Annotated in this window: 14 protein-coding genes and 1 pseudogene; 6 read left to right on the forward strand and 9 right to left on the reverse strand. The window is 53.1% G+C overall.

Annotated features, from left to right (window positions below; genetic code table 11):
* Positions 1-28 precede the first annotated feature (28 nt).
* The 5 genes and pseudogenes from QWF21_RS02555 to folE2 all read right to left on the reverse strand — a co-directional run bounded on the left by QWF21_RS02555 (position 29) and on the right by folE2 (position 4,883).
* Positions 29-646, reverse strand: coding sequence for a DUF1826 domain-containing protein (locus tag QWF21_RS02555; protein ID WP_330086476.1), 618 nt, complete (start codon positions 644-646; stop codon positions 29-31).
* Positions 647-663: 17 nt separating this feature from the next.
* Positions 664-813, reverse strand: a pseudogene (locus QWF21_RS02560) (GTP-binding protein); the annotation flags it as partial.
* 143 nt (positions 814-956) lie between these two features.
* Positions 957-2,606 carry a M28 family peptidase gene (locus tag QWF21_RS02565; protein WP_330086477.1) on the reverse strand — a complete coding sequence of 550 codons (1,650 nt, stop codon included), beginning with the start codon at positions 2,604-2,606 and terminating at the stop codon, positions 957-959.
* Positions 2,603-3,973, reverse strand: coding sequence for a dihydroorotase (locus QWF21_RS02570; RefSeq protein WP_330086478.1), 1,371 nt, complete (start codon positions 3,971-3,973; stop codon positions 2,603-2,605). Before QWF21_RS02570 ends, QWF21_RS02565 begins: the two co-directional genes overlap by 4 nt.
* 1 nt (position 3,974) lies before the next feature.
* Complete coding sequence (gene folE2 / locus QWF21_RS02575) at positions 3,975-4,883, reverse strand: GTP cyclohydrolase FolE2 (protein ID WP_330086479.1); 909 nt, start codon at positions 4,881-4,883, stop codon at positions 3,975-3,977.
* A gap of 142 nt (positions 4,884-5,025) precedes the next feature.
* Between folE2 and QWF21_RS02580 the strand changes: the two genes are divergently transcribed.
* Positions 5,026-7,080 (forward strand): TonB-dependent receptor, encoded by a 2,055-nt coding sequence (locus QWF21_RS02580; RefSeq protein WP_330086480.1) that lies wholly within the window; start codon positions 5,026-5,028, stop codon positions 7,078-7,080.
* 61 nt (positions 7,081-7,141) lie between these two features.
* Positions 7,142-7,819, forward strand: coding sequence for a DUF599 domain-containing protein (locus tag QWF21_RS02585; RefSeq protein WP_330086481.1), 678 nt, complete (start codon positions 7,142-7,144; stop codon positions 7,817-7,819).
* Between the two features lie 38 nt (positions 7,820-7,857).
* On the opposite strand, the gene dolP is transcribed toward QWF21_RS02585, so the two are convergent.
* Genes dolP through QWF21_RS02605 form a run of 4 tightly spaced genes read right to left on the reverse strand, consistent with a single transcriptional unit; the run spans position 7,858 to position 11,262 of the window.
* Complete coding sequence (gene dolP, locus QWF21_RS02590; RefSeq protein WP_330086482.1) at positions 7,858-8,424, reverse strand: division/outer membrane stress-associated lipid-binding lipoprotein; 567 nt, start codon at positions 8,422-8,424, stop codon at positions 7,858-7,860.
* The gene (locus tag QWF21_RS02595) at positions 8,421-9,008 is read right to left on the reverse strand and encodes an SIS domain-containing protein (protein ID WP_330086483.1); all 588 of its coding nucleotides are present in this window, start codon (positions 9,006-9,008) and stop codon (positions 8,421-8,423) included. The genes dolP and QWF21_RS02595 overlap by 4 nt, the downstream gene beginning before the upstream one ends.
* Before the next feature lie 43 nt (positions 9,009-9,051).
* Positions 9,052-9,402 carry a YraN family protein gene (locus QWF21_RS02600; protein ID WP_330086484.1) on the reverse strand — a complete coding sequence of 117 codons (351 nt, stop codon included), beginning with the start codon at positions 9,400-9,402 and terminating at the stop codon, positions 9,052-9,054.
* Between the two features lie 3 nt (positions 9,403-9,405).
* Positions 9,406-11,262, reverse strand: a complete 1,857-nt coding sequence (locus tag QWF21_RS02605; RefSeq protein WP_330086485.1) for a penicillin-binding protein activator — start codon at positions 11,260-11,262, stop codon at positions 9,406-9,408.
* A 60-nt stretch (positions 11,263-11,322) separates the two neighbouring features.
* Here QWF21_RS02605 and rsmI point away from each other — a divergent pair, with 60 nt between their 5' ends.
* From rsmI to QWF21_RS02625, 4 genes are all read left to right on the forward strand, one after another.
* A complete protein-coding gene (gene rsmI / locus QWF21_RS02610) occupies positions 11,323-12,168 on the forward strand; it encodes a 16S rRNA (cytidine(1402)-2'-O)-methyltransferase (protein ID WP_330086486.1) in 846 nt (281 codons plus the stop codon).
* 360 nt (positions 12,169-12,528) lie between these two features.
* Positions 12,529-12,819, forward strand: a complete 291-nt coding sequence (locus QWF21_RS02615) for a hypothetical protein (protein WP_330086487.1) — start codon at positions 12,529-12,531, stop codon at positions 12,817-12,819.
* 87 nt (positions 12,820-12,906) lie between these two features.
* Positions 12,907-13,419: a GNAT family N-acetyltransferase gene (locus tag QWF21_RS02620; RefSeq protein WP_330086488.1), complete on the forward strand. Its 513-nt coding sequence runs from the start codon at positions 12,907-12,909 to the stop codon at positions 13,417-13,419.
* Between the two features lie 98 nt (positions 13,420-13,517).
* On the forward strand, positions 13,518-14,276 hold the full coding sequence (locus QWF21_RS02625; RefSeq protein ID WP_330086489.1) for a hypothetical protein: 759 nt from the start codon (positions 13,518-13,520) through the stop codon (positions 14,274-14,276).
* Positions 14,277-14,357: the final 81 nt, after the last annotated feature.

Consider the following 14,357-nt stretch of genomic DNA (forward strand, 5'->3'; position numbering starts at 1 on the left):
ACGGCAGAGCTTTGCGTTAGCTTTCTTGTTACCACACAGGATCGAGGGTCAGCAGCAGACGTTTACCAGAACTGGCCGGTGAGCGGTGACTGATGGCATAACACTGGCTGTCTTCCCAGCCACTGCCTTTGAGCAGCGCCACATCGGCAGTTTGCAATTGTATGGTGGTTTCAGGCCGGGCAATGGGTCCGCCATGCCACTCGGTCGCAGGGCCGCTGTAGGTGCAGACCAGCCGGCACAGCAGATGGTCGGTATGAAATTTGGGGCACATCGGTTTATCGAGCACCCGCAGGCGCAGCCCAAGCTGCGGACAGTCCATCAGACAGCCAAAGATGTCTGCCAGCAGCTGGATATCGGCAATAAAGTCGGCTTTGCCACTGCCTGTCGGCAGAACATCCGTCAAGGCATTGGCAATATCATCGATGGGCAGCATACGTTGCAGCGGCAATGTCAGTTGGTCCAGTAGCACTTTGCAGTACGAGTCTATGGCAGGTGCAAATACACGCTGCCAGATCGCCAAATTGACATCGGGCTCGAAAATCGCCAGCAGGCTGTCACGCTCTGAACCTAGTTGCTGTCTGGCAAAAGAGTTGGCTGGGTTGGTTTGTGTGACAGGCTCTGGCCGAATGCGGGCAATGGTACTCATGCCTGGGCGTCTACCTTGATATTGATCTTACTCCAATCATGAGCCATAACGGCAGTGCGCAGGCCATCGCGGTTGTGCAGGATCTGATTCAGCAGCGTGGTTTTGCCGGCACCCAAAAAGCCGGACAGCACGGTAACAGGTAAAGGCGTAGAGGTTGTGGTGGCCATAAGGACCTCAAAAGTGTGATGGTATAACATTGCAATAGTAGCATGCTGGCTAGCTCTGTAAAGCCCAATCAGCCGGCGATACAAGCAAGCACCTGACAACCTAAGGCTGTGTCAGGCGCATCATCAGCGATCTGTGAATGGTGTTATGGCAGCCGCCGCTGCTGGCCAAGCTGATAAAATTCACTCTGGGGTGACCAGTTGGGCCATTGGCCTGAGTTGGCCAGCTCTTCCAGCACGCCGTAATGCAATTGGGTATCTTGCAATAGAGCACCAAAGTCCCAATCTTCACTGAAGGTATCGTCCGGCGTATGGTAGCGGCTTTGGGTGGCTTGCAAAGCCGCTTCACCAACGCCAGTGCCGCCTGACAGGCTGTCGGTGCCTGGCCCCATAAACAAGCCTGGGACACCGACCTGGGCAAAGGCAAACTGATCAGAGCGGTAGAAAAAGCCTTTTTCCACTTCCGGATTGCCGGCTACAACCCGGCCCTGACGCTGGGCCTGGCGGCGAACGACGTCATCCAGCTCCGACTGGCCCAAACCAATGATCCAGACATCTCGGGTTGCCGGCACCGGCAACAGCGCATCGATATTGATGTTGGCGACGATATTGGCCAACGGTACAGTCGGATTGGCGGCATAATGCTTGGTGCCCAGCAAGCCAGACTCTTCCAGCGTCACCACCAGGAACAATACCGAGCGTTCAAAGCCGCCTTGTTGCTGGGCTTTCGCTGCGATTTCCAGCAAAGCTGCCACGCCACCGGCATTATCAATAGCGCCATTGTAAATGGCCAGTTCGCCACTTTCTGAGGCAATGGCTCCCAGATGGTCCCAGTGGGCGGTGACCACTATCCACTCATCAGCACGGCTGGTGCCGGGGATGCTGGCAAGCACATTGTCGGAACGACCGGTTTGAACGTCCAGCTCAATGCTGGCACTGAGTTGATGGCCGGTTAGTGGTACTGCCTGAAAGCCTGGTTGGTGGGCCGCAGTTTTTAAAGCCTGAAAATTCAGTCCGGCACTGGCAAACAGCTGTTCTGCGCCCGTGCTGGACAGCCAGCCAATAACGGGGGTCTTCTCACTGGTGTTGTCGGTTAAATCAAACTGGGCTCGCTGCATCATGTTTTGCGCCACAGCAAAGCCATAACCGGCAGCTTCGGTGTCATGCACAATCAGGCAGGCCGCTGCTTGTTGCCGGGCACACTCTTCGAACTTGTAGGTCCAGCGGCCGTAGTAGGTCATTTCCGGGCCTTTAAATAAAGCCGGATCCTGGCTGGCAAAGCCAGGGTCGTTCACCAGCACAATCACGGTTTTACCAGTGGCATCAAAAGCCGCGTAGTCATGCCACTGATATTCCGGGGCTTCAACGCCATAACCCGCAAAGACAATATCGCTGGGTTCAAGCGTTACTTGCGTTTGACCGGTACGGGAGCTGATCACCAAATCGCTGCCTATCTCAGGTTGCCAGCCGCTTGGGCTGCCGCTTAGCTGCACCTTTGGATTGCCGATATTGGTGACTTGCATGTAGGGCACGGCCTGGGTATAGCTACCGGCATGACCGGGTTGCAAACCCAGTTGCCGGAAGTGTTCGACCAGGTAATGCACCGTGCGGGTTTCGCCTTCGGTGCCCGGCTGGCGGCCCTGAAACTCATCGCTGGCCAGGGTGCGGATATGCTGAGCCAGTGCTTCGGACTGGAAATCAGGCAGGGCCGTGCTGGCAGCAGGTTCAGGTGCTTTACTGCAAGCGCTGAGAGTCAGGCCTAGCAGTGCCAACATCAGTAGGGGGTGTTTGTTCATTGTGATTCCTTAGTGTGATGGCTATCGGCAAATACAAAAGGTTTACCTTGCGGCGGCCCCAGCACTTCATCGCTGTGCATCACCAAACGACCGGCAATGATGGTCGCGATGGGCCAGCCGGTGACTTGTTCGCCGTGATAGGGTGTCCAACCGGCTTTGCTGGCGATCCAGCTGTTGTCGATGGTGCGCTGGGCGTTTAGGTCCACCAGGGTAAAATCGGCATCGTAGCCAACGGCGATGCGGCCTTTGCCTGTCAGGCCAAAAATTCGTGCCGGGTTGCTGCTGGTTAAATCGACCAGCCGCTGCAAACTGAGCTTACCGGCGGCGACATGATTCAGCATCACCGGCAGCAGGGTTTGCACTCCGGTCATGCCACTGGGGGAGTCCGGGTAGGGGCGGGACTTTTCCTCCAGGGTATGGGGCGCATGATCGCTGCCCAGAATATCGACCGTGCCATCGGTGATGCCCTGCCACAGGCCTTGCTGGTGCTTGCTATCGCGAACCGGCGGGTTCATTTGGGCCAGACTGCCGAGACGCTGGTAGCAATCCGGTGCCACCAGCGACAAATGATGCGGGGTGGTCTCTACCGTGACGCGATCTTTAAAGGCTGCCAGATAGGCCATTTCATCGGCGGTGGAAATATGCAGAATGTGCAGCGGCCGGTTGGCTTGTTCGGCCAGAGCGATAATGCGTTGGGTTGCCAGCAGGGCACTTTGAGCATCGCGCCACAGCGGGTGGTTTTCAACTTCGCCGGCGGTCAGGGCTTTGCGCTCACGCAACCGGGCTTCATCTTCGGCATGAATGGCGACCCGGCGCCGGCCATCCTGCAATATTTTCAGCAGCAGCTCATCTTGCTCGGCCAACAAGTCGCCAAAAGAGCTGCCCATGAAAACCTTGATGCCAGCACAGCCCGGCAATTGCTCAAGTGCTGCCAGCTGGCCCAGGTTGGCGGCACTACCGCCGATGTAAAAAGCATAATTGCAGTAGCTCTGCTCTGCGGCGATGCTGAGCTTTTGCTGCAAGCAGTTAGCAGAGAGCGTCAGCGGATTGGTATTGGGCATTTCAAAGAAGCCGGTGATGCCACCCAGTACCGCGCCTTTGCTGCCATGATGGATGTCTTCTTTGTGGGTGAGCCCCGGCTCACGAAAGTGCACCTGGGTATCGATTGCACCGGGCAACAGGTGCAGGCCTTGGGCATCCAGCTGGCGTTTGGCCTGCCAGCCGCTACCACCAATGGCGGCAATGCGCCCGGCAATCACAGCGACATCGGTTTGCTGCAGTCCCGCTGGGGTCATCACCTCTGCACCCTGGATCAGCAAATCGGCGTCTTTGTGCTGGATGCGAGTTAACCAATCGGTTGCGTTCATATTATGGCTCCCTGGAAGCATGAATTCGGGCATAAGCATCGTGCGGGTGCAGGCTTTCCAAATGCTGTACCTCAATGCAAACATCGGGGTACTGTGGACCTAAGCTGGCAGCAAGGCGGCGCGCGGCATCTTCAACAAACATCAGATTGGCACCATTTAACCGGGCAAATTCCTGCTCATCGGCACGTTTGACCGCCGTTTGCACCGGGGTGGCCAAAGCCGTTTCGGCCTGTTCAATAACGGCACTGATTGGAAAGCCGCTGGTGCCAGCTGTCAGCGATAGCTCAATGCTGGCGACACTGCGCTGACTGTGTGGCGTAGCATAGCTGCCGTGCTGCAGCAGCCAGTCGGCTACGTTGGCTTTGGGCAGGACTTCATCGCTAAAATCGGCCAGAAACTTTTGTTGCAGCAATTGCCGGCTTAAGGCGGCCGAGCAGGGGCAGGTCGATGAATACTGCACGGCCACGGTTAGCTTTAGCTGAAAGCCTTTAGGGCTCAGGCTGGCTTTCAACTTGATCGGATAACGGCGCCAACCGGCAAGATCTGGCGTCACCAGCGCCGGGCGCTTGCAGAGGCGATCAAAAGAGAGCTCCAGTAGCACCTGATCGCTGTGGCAATCCTGATGACTGTGCAGCAATTGCTGCAGCAGTTGTTTAAGATTGGCTGGAGTGCACAGCTGCTTATCGGCAAAGTCATTCAGTAAACGGTACAGGCGCGACATATGGATGCCGCGCGCATCGGTTCTTGGCAGATTAATGCCAATGCTGGCTTTTACCTGTTGCACCATGGCATCCCCGCCATCGGATACCTGCAGCAGCAAATCCAGCTGCTGCATACCTACTTCATCCAGCTTACTGCTGGCTTGCTGCAAGGCTTGCCGGGTGATGTCCGGCAACTCTGTTTGCATCATGATTGGTTCCTGCTCCAACGACAAAGTGTGATAGTATCACATTTTGTCGTTAGGGCATGCCTGCTGGCCGCAGTTTTGTTGCGATAGGGCGTTGCATGCTTTAGCATGCCCCGATTTTTAAAAGTTTGTAGTGGAGTTGCAGATGCTAAAACTGTCCCCGTTGGCCTGCGCTGTTGCGTTGGCGTTGCCTGCTGTGCTGAGTGCAGGTGAAGTGTCTTTGGATGATGACCGGGATGACGCCCGGCTGGAGCGCATTGAAGTGCGGGCTTCTGGCTTACGCCGTGATGTGGTAGAAATGGCAGGACCAGTCTCGGTGCTAAGCGGCGATGAGTTGCTACGCCGTACCGAAGCCAGCATCGGTGAAACCTTAAAGTTCGAACCTGGGGTGCACGGCAACTACTTTGGCCCTGTGGCATCCAGCCCGGTGATCCGTGGTTTGGATGGCCCGCGGGTGCAGGTGATCCACAATGGCATGAGCACCGGCGATGTCTCGCGCGAAGGGCCGGATCACACCATTACCGCCGATGCCATCACGGCCCAGCAAATTGAAGTGCTGCGTGGCCCAGCGACCTTGCTGTATGGCAGTGGCGCCATTGGTGGTGTCATTAATGTGGTGGATAACCGTATTCCCCGTAGCGCCCTGGCACAGCCGGAAACGGTGTTGCAAGGGCGTTTGAACAGCGCTGCTGCCGAGCGTTCGCTGGCCTTTGCCCATGACAGCGCAGCCGAGAGCCTGGCGTTTCATGCCGACGGTTATTACCGCAAGGGCAATGACTACCGGGTGCCGGAGTATCAAAGCGATGAAGGCTTTCGCAGCAAGCGGCTGGACAATTCCTGGTCGGAGCATCAGGTGCTCAATCTGGGCTCCAGCCATGTCGCCGACTGGGGCTTTGTCGGTATCAGCTATGGTTACATCAGCAGTGAATACGGCTTGCCGGAAGGGCCACAAGACCCGCTGGATGACGACGATGGCGAATTGATTAAACTGAACCAGCAGCGGCTGGCACTGGCGGCTGAGTACCGGCCACAGCACGCCAGTTGGGAACTGGTCACGGCGGATTTGGCTTTTACCGATTACGATCATGCTGAATACGACGACGGCGTAGCGGAAACCGAGTTTACCAGCAAGCAATGGGAGCTGCGTGTCACGGGCACTTACTTGCTTGACAGTGGCTGGCGCGGCATTGTTGGCTACCATGGCTCGGTGCGTGATTACCAAGCGCTGGGTGATGAAGCCTTTACCCCCAACACCGATACCGACAGCCATGCACTTTTTGTGCTGCAGGAAAAAAGCTTTGGCGACCTCAAGTTTGAGTTTGGTAGCCGCTATGAGCGCCTAACGCAAAATGCCACTGAAGTGGAAGATGTCGTTGGCGTACGCGATATTCGTGATCCCTTTCATTTGTTCAGCTGGTCGCTGGGTGCGGTGTATCAGCTTAATGATGACCATCAGCTGACGGCAGCCTTCAGCCAGGCACAGCGTGCACCTGCCGCCAATGAACTCTATGCCAATGGCATCCATGTTGGCACCCGTTCGTACGATATTGGTACGGCTTACCGGGTCACCCACAGCAATGGTCAGACCGAAATCCTCAGTGATGCCAGCTTATCCAAAGCAGAAAAAGCCAACAACGTCGATTTCGGGGTGCGTGGTCAGCTGGATAGCGTGCAGTATCAGTTCAACCTGTTTTACAACCAGATTGATGATTTCGCCTATTTAAGCAATCTGGGCTTTGAGATTGCCGGCTTTGATGCCTACCAATACCGGCAGGACGATGCCCGCTTGCATGGTGCCGAAGCCAGTGTGCGCTGGCAACTGGCGCCGGATCATCAACTAAGCCTGATGGGCGATCTGGTGCGGGCCCGGCTCAAAGATGGCGGCGATCTGCCGCGGATCCCGCCGTTCCGACTGGGGGCGGAGTACCAATACACTGCTGATGCCTGGAGTGCTCAGCTCGGGGTAATGCATCATGGCCGACAAAGCAAGGTTGCTGCCAATGAAACGCCGACCGACAGCTACACCCTGGTCGAAGCCGCGCTGAATTACCATTTCAGCTGGCAACAATGGGAGCTGATGGCCTTTGCCAAAGCACAGAATCTGACCAATCAGCTGGCTTTTGTGCACAGTTCTTTTATTAAAGAAGATGCGCCCCTGGCTGGTCGGAATCTGACGGTTGGGTTGCAGCTGCGTTTCTGATCTTTCTGCCAGGCCGCGGCTTGTGGTATAACTGCTTCAGGCTGAAAGTGAAGGGGAATGTATGGCGGGCTGGTTGGATCTGATAGCAATCCTATGGTTTTTAGTCATTTGGGTTGGCTACACGCTCTATGCCAAACGGCGGGCAAAAACAGTCAGTTGCCTGTCGTTTGAGCTAAGGCGCAAGCGCAACGATTGGATGCAGCAGATGCTAAGCCGTGACAATAAAATGGCTGACGTGGGTTTGATCTCGACTCTGGAGCGTAACGTCAGCTTTTTTGCTTCCAGCACCTTGTTGGTGCTGGCGGGCTTATTAACGGCACTGGCTTCGGCCGATAAAATCAGCCTGGTGCTGCGCAATATTTTGCCCTGGAGTTCACAGGCGGAAGTGTCTTTGCAGCTAAAGTTGCTGTGCATTGCGCTGATGTATGTGTTCGCTTTTTTCCAGTTTACCTGGTCGCTACGCCAGTATGGCTTTGGCGGCGTGCTGATTGGTGCGGCACCAGATGGCCGCAGTATGGAAGAGAGCGATCGCAAAGCCTATGCACTGCGCGCCGCCAAGGTGATTGACCAGGCCGGCCACTCCTTTAATTATGGCCTGCGCGCCATGTACTTTTCACTGGCGGCACTGGCCTGGTTTATTGATCCTGTGTTCTTTATGGCGGCGACAGTGGTGGTGATGCTGATTATGAAACATCGGGAATTCCACTCCAAAGTACTGCACGCACTGCGCGAGTGTTAGCCGCTGGCTCCGCAGCAGTTACCCGGTGGTTGCATGGATTACTGTATTTCGAAAGCACGTACCACCCGGTTAACGCCGTCAACATGACGGGCAATTTCCACGGCCTTGTCGGCTTCTGCTGGTGTTACCAGCCCCATCAGAAAGACTTCGCCATCTTCGGTGACGACTTTAATATTCAAGCCACTGATGGCACTGTCGGATAAGAACATTGATTTTACCCGGGTGCTGATCCAGCTGTCGCGGCTGCGAGTGGATAATGAAATGGTGTTGCCTACCCGGATTTGATTGTGCACATCCCGTACACTGGACAAATCCCGGCTGATTTGGCCGGCGCGTTGCCTGGCTTGCTCACTTTTTACCTGGCCGGTGAGCAGGACCACGCCATTGTAGCTGACTACATTGATTCGACCTTGTTTGTTGAGCTCTTCTTCCGTAAACAGCTGACGGGCACGCAAACTGATGCCTTTGTCATCAATTTGGTAACCAAGGGTACGTCTGTCTTGCGCCGCCACTACGGCAGCACCACCGCCTGCTACCACAGCCGCAGCGCAGCCTTGCAAAATACCTACCGTGAGTAACAGCATCCAAAGCTGGTTCTTATTCATAGCTCCCCCTGTTGTGGGAAAAGGTTTAATTCAATCAGTTCGCACAGACAATGCAGCAAAAAGGCATAACACTCGAACACCCTGGCATGACGGTGGGCGGGAACCCGTAGCTCGGTATCCTGGGCATTCAGTAAACCTGATAACTCATCTGCCCCTTCGACGGTCAGAGCGACCACGCTCATATCGCAGGTGAGTGCTGCTTCGACCGCTTTGATCAGGCTTTGTTCGGTGCCTCGCAAAGAAATAACCAGCAGAATATCGCCTTTTTGGCCCAATGCCTTGACCTGGCGGGCGTAGTAATCGCAATTTTGGCCAGAGCCGGCATGCATGGCTGCCAAATCCTGATGCAGTGCCATAGCCGGCAGGCAAGGGCGCTCAGTTTCGTATTGATCCAGCAGCAACTGGGCAAAGTGCTGTGCCAGACTGGCACTGGCGCCATCGCCACAGCACATCACTTTACCGCCCTCAATCAAACTACTGACAATCCGAAAGGCTGCTTGCTCTATGGGGCCTGCCAGTGCTTCACTGGTGGCGATCATAGTTTGAATGTTTTCGCTAAAGAGCTGGCGAATTTTGTCTTGCATCTAAGATCCTGTTCTGGCTGTTTCTATGAGGGCACCCGCCCTGTTAGTTTGCCTGAATCGCATTTTGGATCCAGTTAAACTGGTAGGGCTCGGTACCACTGATGGTTAGCACATCAAAGCGGCATGGCCCTGTGTGTTTGCTGCGTTGCAAATAAAGTTGTGCGGTGCGCAGCAGTTTTTGCTGTTGCCGGTAACTAATGGCTGCACTGGCCCCGCCATAGCTATTGGATGCGCGGTATTTGACTTCAACAAACACCAGTTGCTCCCCCTGTCGCATCACCAGATCAAGCTCACCCAGTTTGGTGTTGTAGTTGCGGGTTACTGAGCTCAGGCCTCGTTGTTGCAAATAGTGTTCTGCCAATTGTTCATACAGCACACCAAGCGTATTGGCCATGGCTTAGGGCTCCTGTATCAGCTGCAGCTCTCGTTGGCTGTAACGTGCCCAATTGAGCTCCCGCCGTATCGTTTGTGTCTCGGTCAGGCCAAGTGTCCCTGTCAGACCACGATAGCGCAGCGCCGGAAAGGCCCGTTGTTGCTGGAGCTGTGGGATTAAGAGCAGTGCGTCATACCCCATCGCAAACAAACGTTGCAGGTTTTCGTCCTGCTCCGGAAACAACTGATCAAACTCTGCCCGTAGTGCCTGGCTCTGTTGGTCCGATAGCATCCAGGGCATGTCCGTCAAAGTAAGGCCGGCCAAGTCCCGATGATCGCTGCGATCGGCCTGAATGCTGTGGCTACGTGAGCTGGCGTAGATTGGCAAGCTCGGAGCCGTTGGGCTGACGGATACATCCAGAAACGGCTTGATCAGCCTGGTTTGAGTTGGATCCGCAATCAGATAGATGGCATCAATATCCAGTCGGCTATGCGGCTCTGACTCCACGGTGCCCGGAATCAATTGACTAATCTGACGTACCCGTTGGCGGCTTTGCTCCAGATCCAGTAAGCGGGCGATCACCGGCTCCAGCTCATCACGGGATTGAAAGCTATAAAGCTCGGGGCTGGAATGACCATATTGCTGCCATTGCCGGCTAAAGTGACGCGCCAGGCGCTCGCTGCCGGGGTTTTGCGCATAAATCACAACTGGCCGGTTGAAGTTCCTGCGCTGAAAGAACTCCGCCAACTGACTGCCTTCGTCTTCCAGACTCAGACTAAAAAAATAGTGTTCGTCGTTCAGTGACTGCTGTTGACTACTCTGGTTTAAGAACAATGTCGGCCATAACCAATTGGCATCTTGTTGAATACTATCGACCTGGCTGCGTTGCAAGGGGCCAATAACAAAATCGATATTCAGTGCTTGCAGCTCCTGAGAAAGCAGCTCAGTGCCTTGCATGCTATCCAGGAAAAAAAGCTCCAGTTCGGGTTGATTGGATGCGGCAGCCAGAATGCCATTTTGAATGGATTGCGCATGCTGTCTGAGCTGACCGTGAATGGGTAACAATACCGCAATCCGCTTAGGCTGGTAGGGAACCAGTTCGGTTAATTGCCCTATGGCCGTGGGTAATTCGGACACATCCGGCATATAGGCATAATTTCTTTGCCACTGATGCAATGTTCGGGTCAGATCGCCGGATTGTTCCAGTTGCTGCTGCACCGAACGGGTCAGCTGCAGCCAGGCCAGTGTGCGAGGCCCTGCATCAACCCGCAATTGATTCAACTGCACTGGGTCCAATTGGCTAAGCAACCGCCACAGCCGTTGCCATTCGTCTCCGGAGTGCTGTTGCAACGCCGTTAACTCATCCCATTGCAACAACCAAAAGGCGGCTTTACCGGGCTGGTTCAGCTGTTTAAACAAACGGGCTGCGGCCAGACTAAAGGCAATGCGGGCATCCTCATCAAGTTGCCCAAGGTTGGTTTGCTCAACGATACTTAAAGCGGTTTGATACTGTTCCAGTTGCAGCCAGGCCTGCAACTCCAGGGCTGACAACTGGCGTTGCAACCATGGCTCGGGCTGAACCGCAAGCTCCCTGGTTATCGACAAGGTTAGGGTAGGATCGGCCTCTTTAAGAGCAGCCGATGCTGCTTTTAACAACAACGCCGGCTGACGGCTTACGGACTCCCTGGCCGCTTGTTGCAGCCAGTATTGGGACGAATGCTCGCTGTCATCCGGTGGTAACTCAACAGTGCTGCTGCTATCCACAATGGGGGCAGGGCTCTTTGGAGCAGGTTGCTGAGCACAGCCGGTAACAATGGCTACCATCAGGCCAAGCGCGAGGTATGGCTTTTGTTTGCTGCTAATCACAATGCACAGTACCATAGTCAAATGTTGGCACTATCTTACTGAGTCCTACTCATAAGCTCAAACAAAAGCGATCAGATGACTACTGAAACCGGACAACTGTACATTGTAGCAACCCCAATCGGCAATTTGGCCGATATCAGCCAGCGGGCGCTGGATATTCTGGCAAGGGTCGATTGGATAGCGGCCGAGGATACCCGGCACTCCTCCCGCTTGTTGCAGCATTATGGCATTCAAAGCAAGCTGCTGGCGCTGCACGATCACAACGAAAAACAGCGGGCAGCCTCTTTACTGGAAAAGTTGCAGCAAGGGCAAAGCATTGCGCTGATTTCCGATGCTGGTACCCCTTTGATCAGCGATCCTGGCTACAGCCTGGTGCGTCACTGCCAACAGGCCGGAGTGCAGGTCGTGCCGGTACCGGGTGCCTGCGCACTGATTGCTGCGCTATCGGCCGCCGGCTTGCCGACCGACCAATTCCTGTTTATTGGCTTTTTGGCCGCCAAACAACAGCAGCGGCTGAATCAGCTGCAGGCTATTCCTGCCGGGGTAGGCACTTTGGTCTGTTATGAAACAGCGCGGCGCATTCAGGATACACTGCAGGATGTGCAGCAAGTGTTCGGCCACGAGCGCGAACTGGTGCTGGCCAAGGAGCTGACCAAAACCTTCGAGCACTTTGCCCGTGGCACCGCCGAAGACATTTTGCAGTGGTTGCAGGAGGATGCCAAGCGCTGCCAGGGTGAAATGGTGCTGATGATAGCGCCAACGGCGAAAACCGAAAGCGAAATCAGCGAAGCCGCGCTGCACACTCTTAAGCTGTTAATGGCAGAGCTGCCACTGAAAAAAGCCGCCGCCCTGACAGCCGAGATCCACGGCCTGAAGAAAAATGCGTTGTATCAGCATGGCCTTAGTTTGCAGCAAAAGTAAGGGGCCTGGTTTTCATCCAGAAGCAGGCCCAGGCCTGATTCTGGCCTGCCAAATCAACACTGTTATTTTCACCTTCTTCACATATCCAGAGCGCTAGCACGCAATAAACCTGGCGGCGTATCCATACGCCGCGCCAGTGCCCATCTTTCAGGATGGGCACTGCTTAGGGCTGTCAGGGCTTAGACGGAGGCATCCGGGTTTGCTAATGACGTATCAAATCAATCTCTGCAAGTGATTGCCACCAGACAAAAATGCAGGTAGATTTAAATACATAAATTTTACAAACGCGGGCAACTCCGTGTTTAGGTACGGTGCTGTCCGCCCAATAAGTGTTATACGTTCGCAATTAAGTGAGATTAGATGAAACGCAAATTTCGAAGCGAGTTAGATTTTTCTTCAGTCATCAAAATTGCTGCTATTTTGGGCTTTGGTAGTGGTCTTGTTTTAAGTCTACTTTTGTTATTGCTATCAATGTTTCAAGCCGTTGGTATTGATTCTTTAGCTGTAGTTATCAAATTACCATTTATATCAACATTAGGTTTTATACTGAATACATTGCTTGGCTATCCGTTTTATAAACTTTACTGTAATAAAGTTAAAGGACAGATCGTTTCTGGCAAGTTTTTGGAAGTTGACGGTGAAAACGTATAACAATCGCCATCAAAAACGCGCCCTTTGGGCGCTCGACTCGCAACAAGTTGCTCGCGTTTGTGGCGGGCGTTGTAGCAAGGCCAACGAATGAGTAAATTCAAGATACGCATCCTTGAGTCGGAAGATTGGCAACTATACAAGATGATAAGGCTCTGCTCCCTTAAGGAATCACCAGACTCATTTGGTGCAACTTATGAACAAGAGTCTTTATTGTCTGATTCTGATTGGTTTTCGCGATTTCAACCAAATTCAGACGTCGCAGTTGCTTTGCCTTTAATAGCCGAAAGCGATGGTCACGTGTTGGGACTAGCGTGGGGATTAATTCATAAGTCTGATTTAAAAACTACCCACATATACCAAATGTGGGTTTTACCTGAGGCCAGAGGTAAAGGGGTTGCCAGTAAGTTGCTGGACGAGATAAAGGCATGGGCTTTGAATGAAAAATGTTCATCAATTGCGTTGTCAGTAACTGCTAGTAATACTGCCGCCGTTGGTTTGTACCGCACACGTGGGTTCATTACAGTGGGTCAATTGGAAGAACTAAGAGCGGGCTCAGGTTTATACGTGCAGCCCATGATAATGAGTTTTAATGCGGCATAACAATCCGCGTCATGCAGGGCCTGCGGCCCCTGCAACGCTCACAAGTTCGCGCGCATGCGCGGGGTGTTAAAGTTACTCATCAAACAACGGAGAATTGTATGGGCTTGAAACAGGTACTGATGATTACGTTTGTGATCTTATTAAGTGGCTGCACGATAATAGCAAAACCTATGAAAAATGAGCAAATCGAAAAGATAGAAAAGATAGGAATTGTATCTTTTGTAGGTAGTGATTTTTCTTATGCCCAGCTAGGGTTTACAGTTTTTGGTAATAGCGAAAAATTGGTTGACCAAGACTATATAGATTTCGATCTTGAGATAACACGGGTACTTAAGGAAACAATAGAACATAAATTAGACAACCAGAACCCTATTGAAGTTGTCGATTTGATTTTTGATAAAGGTCAACTTATTGAAAAATATAAGATAAATGATAAATATATAAAGTTTGACGTAAAAAATGCATCAGAAATTTTTTTTGAAATAGCAAAAAACAACAATGTTAATTATCTTTTGGTTGTAACAAGGGGGTACAACGCAATTGATAATGGTGCTGGATCAATGGGTGGTATTGGCATTTCTCGAACAGCAGGGATGGCTAGAGGTGAAGTTACACTTCATAACTACATAGATTACAAGGTGTTTGATGCTGAAACACGAACCACACCAAGTTTTTTTACCACAGCTGCGATGAATGTAGGGCAAAGAAGAGGTGTTACATTTCCTTGGAAGGAACCGCTCACAGAATACTCAGATTCTGAAATGGCAGAGCTAATAAGTTTAGTTATTGAAGATATTGAATATCGTACCCCCAGAGCGGTTTATTATATGCTTAAAATGCGTACCGATGCCAAGTAACTCTAACAAGGCGCACCATTCGCTCCCTTAGGTCGCTGGGATGCTAACCGCTTCGCGGCCGTCACCTAAAGCTTTGCGTTA

Origin of the sequence: Alkalimonas mucilaginosa, from assembly GCF_036327005.1 — a bacterium.
Lineage (GTDB): Bacteria > Pseudomonadota > Gammaproteobacteria > Enterobacterales > Alteromonadaceae > Alkalimonas > Alkalimonas mucilaginosa.